This is a genomic window from Tunturiibacter psychrotolerans, from assembly GCF_051013365.1.
Classification (GTDB): Bacteria; Acidobacteriota; Terriglobia; order Terriglobales; family Acidobacteriaceae; genus Edaphobacter; species Edaphobacter psychrotolerans_A.
Genome location: NZ_CP132941.1, coordinates 1,159,548 through 1,178,895, shown reverse-complemented (window position 1 = coordinate 1,178,895; position 19,348 = coordinate 1,159,548). Strand labels below are relative to the sequence as shown.

The window sequence follows — 19,348 nt, the reverse complement described above, 5'->3', positions numbered from 1 at the left end:
TTTGAAGGTCACCAGGGCCGCTTTCACCAAAGTAACCAACAAAAAAAATTCTGCATTTTTTTAGTTTCACTTATGCCAGTACCATGTAAGCTAGGCCTACTCGATAGAAGAGTGGTAAACCTTTATCTCTTTTGTCGGCAAAGTTCGTAACATTTTTTGCAAAGTGCTGTGTCGGACGAGCTAAAATCTGCTGGCGTGGGGTGGTCAGGATGACCGGCCCGCGTTTGCAACTGTCTAGATCGAGTACAGCCTGATCCAGGGGGCCAACCGGGTTCAGGATCACCGTAGGTTTGGAGAATATCCAACCTGCAATTTGAGGTACTTTGTATGTCAGCTGCGCTTTCGTATCCCGTCCCTGCCTTGAAGTCTACGCGGCCACGTTCCCAGATCCTTATTCTGGAACCGGATCTCGCCGTTCTTGATTATCTTCGCTCTACCCTCGGATCCCGTTATTCCCTTAGCCTCTTCTCGGACGAGCAGGCGCTGCTTGAGCGTTTGGACAAGTCGGAACAGCCTGATCTGCTTCTGCTTGCCTTGCATACCAATCGCGACCCGATGCCTCTGTTGACCCACATCCGGTGTACCAAACCCAATCTCGCGGTGGTCGTCCTATCCTGCTCAGCGGAACTTCGCGACCTAGAGATGGTGATTCGTCTAGGGGTCCGCGCGATCGTGATGAAGCCGTTCACCGGCAGCGACGTCGAACAGGCCATTGAGGAGCACCTCGCCTCATCAGAGAAGAAGGTTCCCGCAGCCGATGCACTGAAAGAGATTCCGCTCAACGAAACTCATTCGTTTGTACGTTCCAGCAAAAGAATGCGCGAACTGGAGGCTCAGGCCGCTCTCGTAGCCCGCGCCGACATTCCACTCCTGATCCTAGGGGAGAGCGGAACGGGGAAGGAGATCCTCGCGCTCTACACCCACAAAATGTCTGCCCGCAGCCAGAACATCTTCCTCAAGGTGAACTGCGCTGCAGTACCGGCCGATCTGCTCGAGAGCGAACTCTTCGGTTACGAGCAGGGCGCCTTTACCGGAGCGGTGAAGACCAAGCCAGGTAAGTTCGAGGTCTGCACCGGCGGAACGATCTTTCTCGACGAGATCGGCGAGATGCCCGCCATCCTTCAGGCCAAGCTCCTGCAGGTGTTGCAGGACGGAACTTTCTCTCGCCTTGGCAGCAGGTCTCCAATGAAAGTGGATGTCCGCGTGATCGCCGCCACCAACATCAACATGAAGGATGCGATGGCCAACAAGACCTTTCGCGAGGATCTGTACTATCGCCTCAACGGATTTACCCTCAGTATCCCTCCGCTGCGCGAGCGCCGCGAAGAGATTCCGGTGCTGTCGGAGTACTTTATGCGCAAGGGGGCCAAGCGGTATGGCCGGGATCCATTGCCGTTCTCACAAACACTGCTCAACGCTCTGGCCGACCACTCGTGGCCTGGCAACCTCCGCGAACTCGAAAATGTAATCAATCGGTACCTGGTGCTTGGCGAAGAAAGATCCATCGTCGACGAGCTATCCCCCGCTACGGTCTATCAGGGCGGAGCGGCAGCAGCAGTAGCCCAGGAGACACCGAATGGCGCTGGGCTCAAGGCAATGGTCCGCAACCTCAAGGGTGATGCGGAGTCGACGGCAATTGCACAGGTACTGGAGGGAACTGGATGGAACAGGAAGGCCGCGGCAAACGATCTGCAAATCAGCTACAAGGCGCTCCTGTACAAGATCAAGCAGTACGACCTGTCACCACGGAACAATCACGCATCCTAAAATCTCAGGGCAAATCCCAAGTCGCCGAAGAGCTGTCCGAACCGTATCGAATTGTTGTCCGCTACGAGAGCCATGCCATTCGCGGACTTGCTGAATCCCGCGAACTTGGTTCCATCGAGCAGCTTCTACGCAACGACCCCGTCTATCCGCTGGACTCCATCCGGCTGAAGCTTCTCGACACAGACGCCGTAGAGGACGTTCCGACCCGTGATGCCAAGGCCGTTTTCTTCGTCAAGACCTTCGATGGCGATCTTCGCCACCGGGCTCTCCACTTTCACGAGCATGCTCCCATCGTGCCGGGGTTGTGGGTGCGCGTTTATTTTTACGACGGAGAGATGATCGAAGGAATTATCAGCAATACCCGAGACTTTGTGCTTGAGTCAGGCTTCTTCCTAAGACCGACCGATCCGAACGGAAACAATACGCTGGTCTACGTTCTCAAGGGCGGACTCAAGGACTTCCATGTCCTCGGCATGCGAAACGTCCCGAAGAGCTCGAACCAGTCCGCTTGAAGAGCGGAATGACCTCAATGACACCGATCGTTAGCCGGCAAGCCGTCGAGCATTACAAATGGGGTGGTCCCCACAACGACGACTGTGAAGGCTGGCACCTCGTCAGGACACCCAATCTCAGCATTATTGAAGAACTCATGCCGCCCGGCACCAGTGAAGTCCGTCACTTCCATGTTCATTCACGGCAGTTTTTCTACGTTCTTGAGGGAGAGTTTACCCTCGAAGTAGAGCAGCACGGTTTTATCCTCCACGCTGGTGAGGGTCTCGAAGTATCGCCTGGACAGGCACATCAAGCCTTCAATCGAAGTGAGAACCCGGCTCGGATTCTCGTCACCAGCCAACCTCCCAGCCATGGCGACCGAGTGAATACTGACGACCAGGGTTGAACCAATTAACGCGATTGATCGGAACTCGTTTCATTCGCAGTGCCTGAAACTTAACCTGCCAACATTCTAGATATCTAATATCCTGAATTGGCAGGGTCGACCAACAGCGGTGATTCGACATTACGGAGGACGTTGGAAGTGGAACAGGAAAAGGACCAGGCAAAGGTAAGCCGCCGCAGATTTCTCGAAGCCAGTTCGGCGATGTTGGTTGTTGCAGCAGGTGTGCAAGCCGCTCAGGGACAAGAGAAGCAGATTCGTTCGGCAGACCACCACCTTCCGAATGAATCACAGCCCGTTCAGAACAACGATCCCCTCGATAAAGAGAATCCGAGTTCGGTATGGGCTCCTCCGACCGACTCCGGCGGACAGCCTCCATTCAAATACTCTTTTTCACTGTCCCACAAGCGGCAGGAAGAGGGTGGCTGGACGCGGCAGGTCACCGTACGCGATCTTCCCATCTCGAAGAAGATGGCAGGTGTTCAGATGCGTCTCATCACCGGAGGCATCCGCGAGCTGCACTGGCACGTCGGCGCAGAGTGGGCTCTCATGCTCTACGGCAACGCACGCATTACGGCAGTCGACCAGGAAGGTCGCAGCCACGTCAGCGATGTCACCAAGGGGGATCTCTGGATCTTTCCCGGCGGAATTCCGCACTCCATTCAAGGGCTCGGCCCTGACGGCTGCGAGTTTCTCCTCGTCTTCAATGATGGCAACTTCAACGAGTTCGACACCTTCCTTTTGACCGACTGGATGACCCACACACCGCCCGAGGTGCTGGCGAAGAACTTCGGCGTTCCAGAGTCGACCTTCGACAAGGTGCCGAAGAAAGAGCTGTTTATCTTCGAACGCCCCCTGCCGCGCCCTTTAGCCGAGGAACAGAAACAGGCGGAGGCAGGCACTGGCCGCGTTCCACACAGCTTCGACTTCAAACCAGCCGAGATGAAGCCCACCAAAGTTTCACGCGGCGGCGAGGTAAAGATCGTCGACCAGAAGATCTGGCCTGCGACCAACATCGCTGCGGCGATCGTCACTCTGAAACCGGGCGGCCTGCGTGAACTGCACTGGCATCCGAACGAAGACGAGTGGCAGTACTACGTCGAGGGCAAGGGCCGAATGACGGTCTTCTCAGCCGGTGGTCACGCCCGCACCATGGACTTCCAAGAAGGCGATGTCGGCTACATCGACAAGTCCGTACCGCATTACATCGAAAACACGGGCGACACAGACCTCACGTTTATTGAGGTATTCCCCACTCCGTTCTACGGAGACATCTCTCTCGCAGAATGGCTGGCTCACACCCCTTCGCGGCTGGTTGACCAGCACATTCAAGTTGGCGAAGACTTTCTGGCGAAGATACCGAAGAAAGAGATGATTATTACTTCGGAATAAAGGCATCACGACAGTCGCAAAACAAAAGAGGCAGCCTCTATGGCTGCCTCTTTATTTGTTACCAAATAAGTTGCTTATACGCCAACGGGCTCGGCGACCTTCACGTTGACCGGCGTCAGCCAGTTGTAGCGGTCGGGAAGCGTGCCATGCACGATACCGAAGAACTCATCGTGCAGCGCCTTCGTGATCGGCCCCATCGTGCCGTCGCCCACGAGAATGCGATCGACAGAACGAAGGTGCGTCACTTCGGCGGCCGTACCCGTGAAGAAAGCCTCGTCGCAGATGTAGAGCATCTCGCGGGGAAGAGCCTGCTCAACCACTTCAATGCCGAGCTGCTTCGCCAGCGTAAGAACCGAGCTGCGCGTGATGCCGTTGAGCACCGAGTTCGCGAGCGGAGTGGTGTAGAGAACGCCTCCACGAACCAGGAACAGGTTCTCACCCGACCCTTCGGACAGGTAGCCGTTCGTATCCAGGCCAATGCCCTCGGAGTAGCCGTTGATCTCGGCCTCCATGCGAATCAGCTGCGAGTTCATGTAGTTCGCGCCGGCCTTGGCAAGCGTCGGCATGGTGTTCGGCGCCAGCCGGCTCCAGCTCGAGACGCAGACATCCGCTCCCGATGTCCCCGGAACATACTTACCCCAAGGATAGTTCGCGATATAGACCTCAACCGGCGACTTCAGAGGATTAACGCCAAGCTCCCCATATCCACGAAACGCGATCGGCCGAATGTAGCAGGGAGCGACACCATTGGCTTCCACTACATCGATCACCGCGGTCGAAAGTTGGTCCACGGTGTAGGGAAGTGGCATCCGGTAGATCTTGGCTGAATCAACCAGTCGAGCCATGTGCTCCGGCAGGCGAAAGATGCCGGCAGCGTTTGGCTGCGAGTAGCAGCGAATGCCCTCGAAGACGGACGAGCCGTAGTGGACGACGTGAGACATGACGTGGATCTGCGCTTTGTCCCAGGGAATGAGGTTCCCGTTGTGCCAGATGTTCGTGGTGGTATGTATGGGCATGTACGCTCCTAAGCGTTGAAGGACCATTATAACGGCTGGCCGGCGTGGGAGAATAGAGAGTGATGTTCAATCCCCATGCCGTAAGCCTCTCGGGGCTGGAGCACTCGGCGTACGTTCAGTTTTCTGTTCTCGCGCTCAGCTCCATCTTCTTTCTCGTCGACCCGTTCGCTGCTCTGCCCACCTTTCTCGCGGTGACCGCAGGGGCGGATGCGCCGCGTCGGCGAAAGATGGCTTGGAAGGCTTCCATCACGGCGCTGGTCGTACTCAGCGCATTCGCCGTCGCGGGGCAGTACATCTTCAAAATGTTCGGCATCACGCTGCCAGCTTTCGAGATCGCAGGCGGCATCATCCTCCTGCTCATCGGCCTGGACATGCTCGAAGCCAAACGCTCGCCCACGCAGGAGTCGACCGAGGAGACCACAGAAGCCGCTCAGAAAGAGGACGCCGGCATTGTTCCCCTTGGAATTCCGATGCTCGCCGGTCCTGGCTCAATCACCAGCGTCATGGTTCTGGTCGGCCAGGCCCAGAATCGCTGGCAGATGGTCGCGATCCTGGTGTCGATCTTCATTACCGCGGCAATCTGTTACCTCGTCCTCGGAAACTCCGACCGCGTCGCCCGTGGTCTGGGTGAGACTGGCGTCAGAATTCTTGTCCGCATCATGGGATTGCTTCTGGTGGCGCTTGCAGTTCAGTATTTCGTGAACGGCATGGTCGACCTGGGTGTGATCAACAAACCTTAAGTTGCCAAACCCAGAATGTCGTTGAGCCGCGTCTAAAGGGTGAGCATTAATCGGGCTTCAACCTCGGTAACCTTTCGGCAACTTCGCCTTCTAGCAGAGCATCAAAACTTTGTTCGCTATCTCTTCACCAAGCGAGAAGACATATGTCCCAGACCGTGGAAGCCACCGCAGCAGCAACTTCGCTCCTCGCTCGCTACAAGGCTATTCGCCAAGCGAGCAAACATCTTTGTAGTCCGTTATCACCCGAAGACATGATGGTTCAGTCCTGTGCAGAGGCCAGTCCGGTGAAGTGGCATCTCGCCCATACCAGCTGGTTCTTCGAGACCTTCGTCCGTCGCGAGTTTGCCGCCGGCTACCAGCCCTACCATCCCGACTTTCACTGGCTCTTCAATAGCTATTACAACTCGCTCGGCGAGATGCCGGACAAAAAACTCCGCGCCTCGTTCTCACGCCCTCCGCTCGACGCCATCCTCGCCTACCGCACCCACGTCGACGCCGCCATGACAGCTCTGATGCAGCATCCGCTCGAAGATGAAGCTGCCCGCCGCATCGCTCTCGGCCTCGAGCACGAACAGCAACATCAGGAACTCATCGCCACCGACATCAAGCACGCACTGTTCACCAATCCGCTGCATCCAGCGTACGTGCAGGCACCTGCAAAGGAAAAGTTCGACGCCATCGCTCCGCCTCTCGACTGGATCGACTACGCCGGCGGCCTCACTGACATCGGCTTCACTCCAGACCCGGCAGATCCTCTCCAATCGGTCTCCTCTTTCGCTTTTGACAATGAGACCCCCCGCCATCATGTCTACCTCGCGCCCTACCGCCTCGCCACACGCCTGATCACCTGCGCCGAGTACCTCGCCTTCATTGACCAGAACGGCTACAACCGTCCCGAACTCTGGCTCTCCGAGGGGTGGACCACCAACCGCGCCGAAGGCTGGCAGGCTCCTCTCTACTGGCGCCGCGACGAAGCCACCAACTCCGGCTGGTCGATCTACACCATGCACGGCTTCCGCTCGCTCGACGACCTCAGCGAAACCCCCGTCTGCCACCTCAGCTTCTTCGAGGCTGACGCCTATGCTCGGTGGGCCGGCCACCGTCTCCCCACCGAATTCGAATGGGAACACGCCGCCAGCCAACTCGGACTCCAGCGCAAAGAGGTCGACTTGCAGCCCGCGCTCCTGACGTACTCGACGCAGAACTCTACGCAGACGACGCCCCCCACCGTCCAGGCCAATCTCATCGAAACCGGCAACCTCCATCCCACCCCAGCCTCAGCACTCCCCGGACTGCAGCAGATCTTTGGCGACGTGTGGGAGTGGACTTCCAGCGGCTACACCGGCTACCCGGGCTACAAGCCTCTGCCCGGCGCGCTTGGCGAGTACAACGGCAAGTTCATGTCCTCTCAGGTCATCCTTCGTGGAGGCTCATGCGTCACGCCAGCCACCCACATTCGCGCCGCCTATCGCAACTTCTTCTCGCCCTCAACCCGCTGGCAGTTTTCAGGCCTCCGTCTCGCCCAGGACGCGTCTAAGTAAACGCAACACCAGGGGAATTTCGAACGCAGAAAAAAGCCTCCACGACTCGCACTCGGCGGAGGTTCCCTTTTAGCAGACATCCTTGCGAAACTCCTTCACGTGAGCCGATTCGAAGCCGCCACCCGCCCATACCAAAGTCCGGAATCCTTCACGATCCGCCTCTGATCGCGAAAATCTACATACGTCAGTCCGTACCTTTGCGTATATCCGTCGGCCCATTCGAAGTTATCTACCAGGCTCCACGCGTGATACGCACGAACCTTCGCCCCATCCGCGATCGCCCGCGCCAACTCCGCGAGTATCCCTCGATGAAATGCGATTCGACGGACGTCGGGAACCCGCCCGCTGCGGTCAGGCCCATCCAGATAGCAGCAGCCGTTCTCGCTGATCTCAATAATTGGATGATCGTACTCCCGAGAGATCTGTGTTACCAGGTCATAGATGCCTCGCGGCCAAATCTCCAACCCAGCTTCAGTCAACGGCCCCTCCGTCGGCATCTCCACGTGCATCTGCGTCAGCGGATCCCGCCCCGACGACCCACCTTCGCCCTCGGTCTCCGTGCCAAAGTGCCCTCCGGCAGCCTGAGCGCCGTCACTCGCATTCGAGACAATCCGCCGCGTATAGTAATGAAACCCAACCCAATCCAGAGGCACTTTCATGATCTTGTCATCGCCGTCCTTGTATCCCATCGCCTCATACGGCGTCGCCCCGACAAACGCCTTCGGATACTGCCCACGCATCGCCGGGTTCAGAAAGTAGAGATTATTCATCGCGTGATAGCGCGCCGTCGCCGCTCGATCCGCCTCACTATCCGTCTTCGGATAAGCCGGAGCCATCCCGTAAGCGCTCCCTACCGTAGCTTTCGGCGATGCTGCCTTGATCGCCCGAAACGCTTCTCCCTGGGCCAGATTCACAGTATGCGCGGCCTTCAGAAACTGATTGAAGTCTGCCTTGCAAGGAGGAAAAACTCCCACGCCATAGCCGTAGTAAGTAAAAGTCCACGGCATATTGAACGGCGCCCAAGTCGTAATCCTGTCACCCAGATGCTTCGCCAGAATCCCCGCAAAGTCTGCATAGTACGAGGCCAGATCGCGATTCGGCCATCCACCGCGATCCTCCAGCGCCTGCGGCATATCCCAGTGATAGATCGTGCAGAACGGACGAATCCCCGCCTCCATCAACGTATCCACCATCCGGCTGTAATGATCGATGCCTTTCTGATTTACCGGCCCCGTCCCACTCGGCTGCACCCGCGCCCAAGACGTCGAAAACCGATAGCTCTTCTGATTGAGCCGCTTCAAAATCGCGATATCGCCTTTATACAAATGGTACTGATCGCACGTCACATCGGCGGTCGCGCCACCTTTCACCTTCCCAATCGTATGCGCGAAGCGGTCCCAGTTAGACTCGCCCTTCCCATCGATGTTCCAAGCCCCCTCCACCTGGTAGGCCGCCGAAGCCATGCCCCACAAAAAACCATCCGGAAACCGCGCGCCTTCAATTTCGGACTCTGTCACGGCTCCCGGAACACTAGCCTGAAAAGCCTCCGCACCCGCCGTGCTTGTTGCACCTGAAAAAAGCGCGGCACCTCCCGCAGCCAGGGAACTCCTCAAAAAATTTCTACGATTCATCCCAGACCCTCGTTAGAAAATGGTCCCCGCAGCGGACTGCCTGCGCATCTCAGACTGGACTAGGATTATTCCAGCAATGCAGGATCCCATCAAACCCGTCGTCGCCCCGCCAACCCCACCGCCCGAAGACACCCCTCCGGAGCTCCTGCCTGAAGACTTCTACTACGAAGGCCCATACCTCGTATTCACCTCCATCTACCATCAAAAACGTGGCTACTGCTGCAACTCAGATTGCCGTCACTGCCCTTACAAATAGTTCAATCCGCACAACCTAATCATGGGCCTGTGGCAGCGAAGGAACTCCGCCGGTCCTCGCATCGGCAACCGAGATCTTCGAGTTCCGCAGAGCCGTCGCTGTTCGAACCAGGGTGATTACGCGCGGGTCTTTGCGATACTTCGCCAGCACCTCATCCGAACCCATCGAACCGAGTACATCGAACCCGCCCTCACTCGAGAGCGTTAGGTAGCGAAGCATATTTTCTTCATCTCCCCGATGAGCATAGAGCCGGGCGATCTCGAAACAATAATGCGCATGGTCCGCCGGCGAGAGCATATGGGCCTCTACGCCGCTCGCTTCGTGATGTTGCATCATGTCCGGATCGAGCGTCAGCGCAATATCAAACTGCTGCCGTGCCCTCTCGAAGTTCTTTTCTTCGAAGTACGCGGTTCCAAGGTTTGAGTGATAGATCGCTGACTTCTTGTCCAGCTTGATCGCCTTGCTGTAATCGGAGATAGCGGATCCATAGCGCCCCTCCACGTACTCGGCGGCACCAAGGTTGTTCCATCCCTGTGCGTTCTTCTTCTGCAAACGAACCACCTGCAGGAAATAAGTCCGCGCAAGCGTGATGTTTCTCAGTTCAAGTTCCGTCACGCCCATTCGAATCAGAAGGTCTTGTTGCGGACCGCCGCGACGCATCGCATAGCCGTAGTAATCGAGAGCATCTTCAGGAAACCGTCGGGCACGCAGCACATCAGCCGCAAGCTCCAACTTTTGCCAGCTGGCTGTTTGCGGATCAGGGAGGTGTGGCTCGATTGCGAACCAGTCTGCGCTTTGGTGTCGCAGATCGCGGTCAGCGTCGGGAGCGGCGGGTGTCGCAAGCTTCTGCGAGGACAATGGAGAGTTTGAAAGCACCAGACCAAGTAAGGGGAGAAGGAAAGTAGAACGAAGAAGCGGTCTCATGGGAGAACCTCACGAACTTCGGCATCATCATCGGCTCCCCATAAACCACTGTCAATAGCCACCTTGCTACGGATTCATAGGACCACCGGAGTTAGGTGTCGCCAAGTAACCTACTGCGGTAATCCCGGGGTCGCCGTAGCGGGAGCCACTACCGGCGTCGCCCCCGGCCACACATTCATCGCCATCCTGGGAAAGCTGAAGCTCCCGCCAGCATCGTCGATCACGTTCACCTGGCACACATACGTTCCCGGCTTCAGTTGCGTCAGCGGCACATCGAACTGGAACGCTACAGCCCCACGCTCCGGAATATTGACCACCTTAGCCTCAACTAGCGGTGTTTCATACACTTTCACGCCACCGGTCAGAAACTCAATACTGGTCAGAACCCGTACTGGTCCGCCCTCACGCCGTGTCAACCCAGGAGAACTCGCTGGCTCAGCCGCACCCTTTTCCTTCGCCGGGTCGTACACCTCATACAGAAAGTAGAGATGCTGATCCTGCCGAAACACATGCGGCACATTCGGAATCCACTCCACCCCATCCCGCACCAGCGGGCTAGCCGCCTTCTTCGCGGTATTCGGTACCCGCTGGCTCGACAGCACAATCGAGCTCAGCTTCAGGGGACTCTTCTTCAGATCCGGCACCTGCAGATCAGTCTCGAAGCTGCCCATCGCCCCCGTCTGGTTCTCCCGCACCACAAACTTCAGGTGGTATCTCCCCGGAGCCAGCGTGAATCCGGTTGAGTACTGGATCTTCTTCTGCTGAACTTGCTGCGCCGCATCGAGCGCCAGCTTCACCGTATCCCGAACGTTGCCGACGATAATCCCTTCAGCGTTCTTCACCTGGCCAATGATGTCGATATTTGCCTTGTCCCGATCGCCGTTCTTCACGATATGAATCTGCGATCCCGGCACGATCAACGACACCGGAACAAAGAACTTGTTATCACCCATCCGGAAGTACAACGCCTGCAAATAAACAGCGACATCGGTCGCCGGAAGGTCGCTCCGCAGCTCCTCCATCAAAGCCTGCTCACGATCTTCAGTCTTCTGGTGCTGAAAGTCTGCCGGAGCGTAGTATCCGGGCCGGTATTCCAGCTTCACGTCCCTCAGATCGTTGCGATTCAGACGCACGGTCAGATGCCGAAAACTTCCATCCCGCGCCGTGTTAGTCGAGCGGAATCCAACGATGTAATAAGCCTCCGTATCATGCTGCACCTGCTGAAAGGCCGGAGCAAAATCGTTCGAGTCAAAGAAAGCTTTGCCGCCTGTATCGGAGGAGAGCGTTGCTAAAGTTTCCTGCGAACCAAAGTTCGCGTCCAACTGGCTCTGCATCGCCCCCCCGCTGTAAGCCGCTGTGCCACGTAGACTTCCGGTCGACGCGTTACCCACCGGCGGCAGAGCCTCCAGCCCGCGCGAGTCAACACTATAGATCGCCATGTTAGCCTTCACAGCTTCATTCGTCGCTGCACGCATGCTTGCCTGGTTCTCAATCCCTTGCCGCGTCAGCCCACCGCTGAAGTACAACAGGCTCTTCCGCTGATCCACCCTCTCCAGACTCTTAGCAATCGTCCGTATCGCATAGAGCTCGCGATCCGTGTTCAGCGCGTTGTACTCGCTATCGTCCGAGGTGAAGCTCGATGCATCGTCCGCCGTACCGCCCGAGTTTCCCCCTTCATTTCCATTCGCAAACCCGGTTCCTTCCGTTCCGTTGTACTTGCCGAGTCCTCGCAGCAGCGCCTTCTTATCCGAGGTGAAGTCCTGATCCATGGTCAGCCCGGTAGACATGCTCACCAGCGCCACCAGGTCTGCCGGCTGCATCTTCTTATTCACGTAGTCCTGCGCAGACTCGACCGCCCGGTCGATATCCTCAGGCTGCATGCTGCTCAGGTCGAAGAACATCACAATCAGTCTGTGATCCCGCAGCGTAGCCGGATTCGCAGCAAACTCCCCATTCACCAGATCCGCAATCGTAGCCTTCCCAATTACGGTCGACTTCTCCCGCAGCACTGCAGCTTCATCGACATTCTGATAGTCGAAACTCTCAATCTTCTGCGGCTTCCCATTCTCCAAAATCGTAAAGTCGCTCGCCTTAAGGCCCTTCACCACCTCGCCCGTCTTCTTGTCCCGAACCACCACGTTCGTCAGCACAATATCGCTCTGCACCTTCAGCGTGAATCCACCCGACTGATCCGGCTGCTGCGCCCATCCCCCGCCCGCAGGCATCCCCGCAACCACACTCACCAGCATCGCAGCTATAGCTCGTCGCCACTTCAAATTCACCGCCCGTCGCAAGCTCATAGCCCGTAGCAAAGTCATCGCCCCGCTCCTCAAAACCGGTACCGCGCCAACACAGTGAGCCGCCGCATCGACGCCGCCGAGGTCACCTGCCCAAACGTCTGCGAGTTCAACGTCGTATCGATCCCCGAATACTGAACCGTATTGAAGACATTTGTCGCTGTCACCCTCATCTCAAACGACCGCGTCTCTCCCAGCGCCACTGTCCGCGACAGGGAAGCGTCCGCCACAGTAATCCCCGGCCCCTCGATCGAACCACGCGACGCCGTACCGTATTGATTCGGCGGGGGGGCTGTGAATGCCGTCGTATTGAACCAGTCTAAAATCGTCCCTTGTCCTGAAATTGGCTGCGAAGACACCCTGTCCGGACGCAGTGTATTGTTGGTCCCTGTAGCCGTCTCGGACACCGTCGAAACATAGTGCGGCGTGAAGTATGTTCCCGAAGCGAACGTAAAATCCCCCGACAGCGAAAACCCATCCAGCGCCTTCGACCAGAATCCGCCCTTCGTCAGGAAAGCCCGGTTCGGCCCAAACGGCAGCTCCAGCACCCAGTTTCCCGTCACCTGGTGCCGCACATCGAACGAGCTGTTTCCCTCCTCCGCATTCAAATCCATATCGTTCTGTGCCGGAACCACGGCCGTCCCGCCAATTGACGAAGCATTATCAATCGAGTGCCCATAGTGATACGTCGCCTGCAGCGAAACCCCCTTCTGCAGCCTCTTTCGCACATTTACGCTCAGTTGTTCAAACCGCGAAAACCCTTGCGAGTCCTCATAGTTGAAAGGCTGCGCCCCCGGATTCAACACCCCCGACGCCGTTCGATTCGGAGCCCTCACAATATCCAGCTCTCCGCCCTTCGCCCCGTTGTACCCAATATTCGCCACGATCCCAAGCGGAAATGTCCGCTGAATATCCAGATTCCAAACCTGCACATGCCCAAGCCTGTAGTCCACATTCGCCGCGTAGTTGTTCTGCACAGCTGTCGTCGAGCAGCCAAATCCATTCGCCAGCGTCAACGTCGTCGGCGAGCATCCCGTCTGCCCCACCACGTTCGTCTGCGTCAGCGCAAACGGAACCTGCGACGACAGATTCCTCGCCAACGTCGCATACTGCCCCGTGTTGAAGTTAATTCCATACCCCCCGCGCACCACCGTATCCTTGAAGATCTTCAGCTTCGGCCGATACGCAAACCCCACACGCGGCGAATACATATTTCTATCCGGATTCACCAGCGAACGCACTGTCCCTGCGCCGCACGCCCCCGCGATCGCCACCGGACACACCGGCGCCACCACCGAGAAATCTGCATTGTGATCCAGATTGACCAGCCGATCATCCTTCTCCACGTAAGGCGAAAAATACTCATACCGCAGCCCATAGTTCAGCGTCAGATTCGCCAGCACGCGCCAATCATCCTGCGCATACCAGTCAAAGACATTCGCCCGCAGATATGTCTTCGCCGTCGCCGCCTGTATCGCCGACTGCTGCGGCAGCCCCAGCAGAAAATCCGCCAGCCCATACCCACTCTGCGACAACACCGGACAAGTCACCGTCGACGAAGGTGTACACGCACTCGCAGGATTCTGTGTCGCATATCCCGTAAACGTAAACGACCCCACAACATTCGTTCCGCCCACCGAATCCGCATGTACCCGCCGGATATCCAGCCCATAGCGCATATTGTGTTTCTTGTATCTGTAACTTACAAAGTCCGAGAACGAAATCGTCTGGTTCACTACATCGCTCGGCAGCGCTTGCGTCAACCCGGTGAAGTTCGAAATCGCGACACTCGGCAACCCGTTATAGATCCCCGGATTCCCTCCAATCACCGGCTTCGGAACACTGATGCCCGTCCCATCCAGCGGATCGGTCCCATCCGTAAAGTAATTCCGCGCAGTAGCGTGCGACCGGTTCCAGTTGATCGAAGCATTGTTGGTCAGCTTGCCATATCCAATCGTGTAGCCCGCAGTCACGCCGTACCCGTCCGTCTCGGTCGTACCACCCAGCGGCAAAAAGATATTCCGATTATCCGCAGCCGAGTGCGAATAGCTCCCATTGAAGTTGATATTCTGCCGGAGCGTCGCCGGCCCGTTCCCCTGCTGCCTGCGCCCGCCACCGAAACTGTTGCTTTGCCCGAAGTTCCGCACATACCGCAACGCTGCCGTAGTGGCGTTGTTCCCCGCAGTCGTAATCGTCTGGTAGTTGTACCCCTGTCGCCCCGTCGTCGAGATATTCGGAGCAGGATAATAGTTCAGCAGCGCCGCAGCCTGCGGAGACACAGGTACTTGGTTATTCACAAACGGCTGCCCCGTCGCAGGGTTATACAGCGTCACCGGAGTCGTCACACCACCGACTGTGTTGGTAAGCCCTGAAAAATCTCCATCCCTCTCCGCTAGCGTCGGCACCGTGCCGTACAGATTCGAAGGTGTCGTATTTCGCTGCCCCGTCACATTCAAAAAGATGAACTGTTTCGTACTCGCCTTCACCAAACCCGGTATAAACGGAGACCCGGTAAAGCTCACTCCAAATCTGTTTGTGCTGTAGTCCGGCTTCACCACCGGAGCACCCGTCAACGAAAAGTTCGTAGCATCGAGCGCGCCGTTTCCGCCCTGGTAGAAGATCGCTCCATGCGGCTGCGTAGGATTGAAACCCCTAAACCCCCCCCCTCCTCCACCGCCGCCCCCACGTCCGCCACCCCCACCTCCGCCACCCCCAAACCCTCGGCCACCACCGGGCCCGCCAAACCCTCCGCCCCCGGCCAAACCACCCAGCATCCCCGCCACTGAATTCGCAATATCACCCACGGCTCCACCCTGTCGCTGCGCCTGTGCAATCGCATCCTGCACACGCTCGCGAATATCATCCTCGCTGAATCCCGCAAGACCATTCGTCTGCCCAGCAGCGCCAGTCACAGTCACCGAATCGCTCGCCGCCGCCTCGCCTCCTCCGAGCCCCGACAGCGTCGGCACCTGCGCCCCTGCAGCCCCTCCCCCACCTGCCGTTGCATCCGCCGACCCCGACGTATCCCCCGTCACGCTCAACGCCTGCAGCCCACGCGCAACTCCAGCGCTCGTCGCCGCGGCCTGACGCTCCTCCTGCTGTTGCACCCTTGAGGCCAGTTGCAACCCAAACTCCGCCACTTGTGCCGGTTTTCCGCCGTTCTGTCCAGCCGCGTTGATCAAAACCTCTTTTGTATCGGCCGCAAACGCCGCCAGTTCCGCCTTCACCACATAGCGGCCATTGCGCGGAACTGTCATCGCAAACGCCCCATTCACGTCAGTCGTCGTCGCATACTTCTTCCCGGTCAAAGTATTGCTCGCAGTCACCGCGACTCCAGGCAAAGGCACCGCTCCCGCCTTCACCGTCCCCGAAATCGTCCCACCGCTCGCCTCACTCGCCGCAGACGTCGGAGCAACCGGCACGGGTGTCGTGGCAGGGGGCCCAGACGTGCTCTGCGCATCAGCCGGTGCCGGTGGTTGAACCGGCGGCACCGCTTGACCCCACACGCTACCCGTCAGCACCAGGCCCACTACTAAACCTTGAATCAGTCCCTGCACCTTTACCTCGCCTCGCTTCATCAACCCCATCTATTGAGGTGCCGTACCCGTCTTTGCTGGAGCCGCTGCCCCACTCGGAGCCGCAGCAGACGCGCCGCCGCCCTCAAGCTCTCGCCGTCGTCGCCGTGCCGTAGGATCCGACACACCCAACTCCGTCGGCACAAACATCCCATTCTTCAGCGCCCCTCGTCCAGCCACTGCATCTCCAACCTTTACATCTGCAAGCGTGATGCTCTCTCCACCAGCGGTCCCGTTCCCACTTCCCGACCCATTGCTTGAAGCCGCTCCTCCGCTACCACTCCTTCCGCCACCCGACCCCAACTCAGTAACGCCGGCACCACTTGCAAGCATCGACATCCCACGCCCGCCGCGTTTGAACGACGTCTGCTCATCCACCCCAATCACCTGGCTCACGCCATCCGGCCGCAGCACCGTGATCTTCAACGCATCCATATCGATCGCAGTCACGCGCCCCGTGATGTAGACCTTGCCCATCCCTTCGCGCGCCTTCTTCACCTGCTCCGCATCCATCACGCCGATAAAGACTGCATGTACCGTCTTGGTCGCAGGGTCGAGGACTCCCATCGCCCCCACGCCATCTCCCGCCTTGATATCGACCATCTTCGCCGGCTGCCTGTCTTTCGTCACACGCGTGTTCGCCGAGACCGCCACCTGGTAGACCTCGCCCGCCTCCGTCTTCACCGTCAGATGATCGGCACTCGCGGTCGCCACTGTGCCGCGCACCATCTGCCCGCCCGCAAAAGCCGGCCCCTCGCGTTCGTCATCGCTCTGCTGGGCGTGCACCGGCAGAGGCAACACTGCCGTCACCATCAGCAGCAAACTCGCTCCGCAACGCCATATCCACTGCTGCCTCATTCCGCACCATCCGCCTTGCTTTTATCTCAACTCTCGTGCTCATACAGACGGTCTGCTAACGCGAAAGACTCCCCGCCGTCCGCAAAAACCTCCGTCCAACCACCTCAACGTGCATCGCTAGCCTTCCTTTGCAAGCACTGCACTACACTACCGGAATGCATGAGGTAGCCCACACGCCCCACACCCACGGCCCCCACATCGAAGGTCACTTCGAATCCTCCGAGGTCGTTCGCGATATCGTCATTGGCCTCTCTGACGGACTCACCGTCCCCTTCGCACTCGCCGCAGGTCTCTCCGGTGCAGTCGCCTCTTCTCACATCGTCGTCCTCGCTGGTCTTGCAGAGATCGCCGCTGGCTCCATTGCCATGGGCCTCGGCGGCTATCTAGCCGCACGCGGAGACGCCGAACACTACGTCTCTGAGCGCCAGCGCGAAGAGCGCGAGATCATCGAACGCACCCGCGATGAAGAAGAAGAGATCTACGAGATCTTCGAAAAGTACTCAGTCAGTCGCGCCAGCGCAGAGCCCGTACTCGCAGCACTCAAACAAAACCCGACCGCATGGGTCGACTTCATGATGCGCTTCGAACTCGGACTCGAAGAGCCCGCCGCAAACCGCGCTCACCGCTCTGCCTTCACCATCGCGATCTCCTACATCGCGGGCGGCCTCATACCTCTACTCCCTTACATGCTCGTAGCCGACAACCTCACCGCTCTCAAACTCTCGGTCGTCATCACGCTGCTTGCGCTCGCCATCTTCGGCGCACTCAAGGGCAAGTTCGTCGGAACCGGCTGGCTACGCAGCGCTCTCCAGACCGTTCTCATCGGAGGAGCAGCGGCCGCCGTTGCCTACACGCTTGCGAACCTCCTCAACACCCATCCAAGCTGATCGACCACGCTCGATTTGCCCGTTTTGCTCACGCGAATACTCACGAAGTAACGATTGCGATCGCATGCAGGAAACCAGGAACTAACGACGTAAGCTGATGAATGTAAATAACTTGTGATGAAATGGGCTCGCCGATCGCGCGATCGAAAACTTAGTGAAGCAGCAGCCCCGAACAGGCCACGAAGACCCCGACCGCCCCAAGAGTAAGCCCAAGTAAGAAGTAGTGCCGCCTGCGCGTGAAGAGCGTAATCGAGCAAAGCACCACCGAAATCTGCAACAGGGCCTCGCCCAGATCGTAGCGAGAAGCCTTAGCCTCAGCCTTGGACACCTCAGCCTCGAACTCACGAGCCTTCGCCTGCTCCTCCACAAGATCGTCCTTCCACTTCTCAACGTGAGCCTCGTACTCTTTCCGCTTCGTCTCCAGCAGAGACGAGTTCGCGGTGGGCTCTATCGCAAGAAGGTCCAGCGTCACCGATAGATTGTCCATGCGAATCTTCTTCGCCTGGTACTCGTTCCACTGGTCGCCCGCGCGCGATTGCATCAGCACAGCCTCAGTGTGTGTTCGATGTCCAAGCACCGTAACCATCGCAACCAGTACGGCGAGAATCGAGATGCCGAGCGAGATACTCTTCAGCGACTCTTCTCCACCGGACTCTCGCATCTGATTGGCAAACTCTGAAACTTCGTTAGCTTCCATAGTGGAACGATTCTAGACCGTCCCATCGGATTGTCATTAGTCAAAACCGCCACTCAGGCGCTATTCAAACAATCTCAAAATAATCGGAACTTTAATAACCCCGTCTTTACTGGCCAAAAGCGACTTTTCGACAGGAAGCCCCGATTATTCACAGCCTTGAGCTTGCACTGAGCCCCAGTCGCTGATAATCTCAGGAAGTCGCAAAGAGGCATACGGCCAGAAACGAAGTGGAAAGCAACAAGCTTGCACGGAAACAAAAAGCACGATACTCTAGGTGAGAAGTAAAAGCAACACTGCTTCGCACCTTGGCTCTGGCAAGATAAGAGCAAGTAACAAGGGATGACGGAGCGCAGTCCAAGCGTTTGATATCGGTTTAGAGCCTAAGGGCCTACCGGAGATCCAAACCCAAGCCACTGCAGTTGATTTGAGATTTACCAGGAGCTAAGTGCTCCGCGCTCATTTTCGAGCGTCACGATGTTTTGATATTTTTGCGCTGAGTGAATATTGTTGACTTGCTTTGGAGTCTTCAGGCGGAAATCGAGCTTGAAGAAAACGAAAATAAAGTTGACAAGCGAGATAGAAGTTGATAATCTCAGAAAGTTCGCTAAAACGTCACGCGCTACTGAAGCGCTCCTCATAGAGTCGAAGCATGGCCAAAGAGAGAGCTACAAGTAAGTAGCAAATACAGACGACAACAGCGCATCAAGTTCGAGGACACGAATATGGCTTATGCCGATTCAGTCCTTGATCCAAAGCTGCCCGCTTAGGTGGATGCAGTTCGGATCTTTGACAACATAGTTGAACGTGCCAGTCGTGAGATGATACGAAATTTGGTTTAGTCATTCTCACTAGTTATAAACCTCCGGGTGTTT

The 19,348-nt window shown here is 57.5% G+C and carries 15 protein-coding genes; 8 read left to right on the top strand and 7 right to left on the bottom strand.

The features are described from left to right. The first annotated feature begins 327 nt into the window (after positions 1–327). The 4 genes from RBB76_RS04830 to RBB76_RS04815 all read left to right on the top strand — a co-directional run bounded on the left by RBB76_RS04830 (position 328) and on the right by RBB76_RS04815 (position 4,054). Positions 328–1,767 carry a sigma 54-interacting transcriptional regulator gene (locus RBB76_RS04830; RefSeq protein ID WP_429628540.1) on the top strand — a complete coding sequence of 480 codons (1,440 nt, stop codon included), beginning with the start codon at positions 328–330 and terminating at the stop codon, positions 1,765–1,767. After that, on the top strand, positions 1,662–2,279 hold the full coding sequence (locus RBB76_RS04825; RefSeq protein WP_429628541.1) for a DUF6982 domain-containing protein: 618 nt from the start codon (positions 1,662–1,664) through the stop codon (positions 2,277–2,279). Before RBB76_RS04830 ends, RBB76_RS04825 begins: the two co-directional genes overlap by 106 nt. An 8-nt stretch (positions 2,280–2,287) precedes the next feature. Continuing rightward, entirely contained in the window at positions 2,288–2,665 is a 378-nt protein-coding gene (locus RBB76_RS04820) for a cupin domain-containing protein (protein WP_429628542.1), read from the top strand. A gap of 138 nt (positions 2,666–2,803) precedes the next feature. After that, on the top strand, positions 2,804–4,054 hold the full coding sequence (locus tag RBB76_RS04815; protein WP_429628543.1) for a cupin domain-containing protein: 1,251 nt from the start codon (positions 2,804–2,806) through the stop codon (positions 4,052–4,054). A gap of 74 nt (positions 4,055–4,128) precedes the next feature. Here the strand turns inward: RBB76_RS04815 and RBB76_RS04810 are convergent, their stop codons facing one another. Continuing rightward, positions 4,129–5,070 (bottom strand): branched-chain amino acid transaminase, encoded by a 942-nt coding sequence (locus RBB76_RS04810; RefSeq protein WP_429628544.1) that lies wholly within the window; start codon positions 5,068–5,070, stop codon positions 4,129–4,131. Between the two features lie 62 nt (positions 5,071–5,132). Here RBB76_RS04810 and RBB76_RS04805 point away from each other — a divergent pair, with 62 nt between their 5' ends. Next, entirely contained in the window at positions 5,133–5,810 is a 678-nt protein-coding gene (locus tag RBB76_RS04805; protein ID WP_429628545.1) for a MarC family protein, read from the top strand. 143 nt (positions 5,811–5,953) lie between these two features. Next, complete coding sequence (gene egtB, locus RBB76_RS04800) at positions 5,954–7,351, top strand: ergothioneine biosynthesis protein EgtB (RefSeq protein WP_429628546.1); 1,398 nt, start codon at positions 5,954–5,956, stop codon at positions 7,349–7,351. A 95-nt stretch (positions 7,352–7,446) separates the two neighbouring features. Here the strand turns inward: egtB and RBB76_RS04795 are convergent, their stop codons facing one another. Beyond that, positions 7,447–8,982 (bottom strand): family 1 glycosylhydrolase, encoded by a 1,536-nt coding sequence (locus tag RBB76_RS04795; protein ID WP_429628547.1) that lies wholly within the window; start codon positions 8,980–8,982, stop codon positions 7,447–7,449. A 76-nt stretch (positions 8,983–9,058) separates the two neighbouring features. Between RBB76_RS04795 and RBB76_RS04790 the strand changes: the two genes are divergently transcribed. Beyond that, positions 9,059–9,238 (top strand): DUF5522 domain-containing protein, encoded by a 180-nt coding sequence (locus RBB76_RS04790; protein WP_429628548.1) that lies wholly within the window; start codon positions 9,059–9,061, stop codon positions 9,236–9,238. Positions 9,239–9,253: 15 nt separating this feature from the next. On the opposite strand, the gene RBB76_RS04785 is transcribed toward RBB76_RS04790, so the two are convergent. From RBB76_RS04785 to RBB76_RS04770, 4 genes are all read right to left on the bottom strand, one after another. After that, positions 9,254–10,162 (bottom strand): tetratricopeptide repeat protein, encoded by a 909-nt coding sequence (locus tag RBB76_RS04785; protein ID WP_429628549.1) that lies wholly within the window; start codon positions 10,160–10,162, stop codon positions 9,254–9,256. Positions 10,163–10,272: 110 nt separating this feature from the next. Continuing rightward, the gene (locus tag RBB76_RS04780) at positions 10,273–12,480 is read right to left on the bottom strand and encodes a VWA domain-containing protein (RefSeq protein ID WP_429628550.1); all 2,208 of its coding nucleotides are present in this window, start codon (positions 12,478–12,480) and stop codon (positions 10,273–10,275) included. An 11-nt stretch (positions 12,481–12,491) separates the two neighbouring features. Next, positions 12,492–16,037 (bottom strand): TonB-dependent receptor, encoded by a 3,546-nt coding sequence (locus RBB76_RS04775; RefSeq protein ID WP_429628551.1) that lies wholly within the window; start codon positions 16,035–16,037, stop codon positions 12,492–12,494. A 9-nt stretch (positions 16,038–16,046) separates the two neighbouring features. Next, positions 16,047–16,892, bottom strand: a complete 846-nt coding sequence (locus tag RBB76_RS04770) for a hypothetical protein (protein WP_429628552.1) — start codon at positions 16,890–16,892, stop codon at positions 16,047–16,049. Between the two features lie 128 nt (positions 16,893–17,020). On the opposite strand from RBB76_RS04770, the gene RBB76_RS04765 reads away from it, so the two are divergent. Continuing rightward, positions 17,021–17,779, top strand: a complete 759-nt coding sequence (locus RBB76_RS04765; RefSeq protein ID WP_429628553.1) for a VIT1/CCC1 transporter family protein — start codon at positions 17,021–17,023, stop codon at positions 17,777–17,779. A 151-nt stretch (positions 17,780–17,930) separates the two neighbouring features. Here RBB76_RS04765 and RBB76_RS04760 read toward each other — a convergent pair whose 3' ends face one another. Further along, positions 17,931–18,476 (bottom strand): DUF4337 domain-containing protein, encoded by a 546-nt coding sequence (locus RBB76_RS04760; protein ID WP_429628554.1) that lies wholly within the window; start codon positions 18,474–18,476, stop codon positions 17,931–17,933. Positions 18,477–19,348 lie beyond the last annotated feature (872 nt).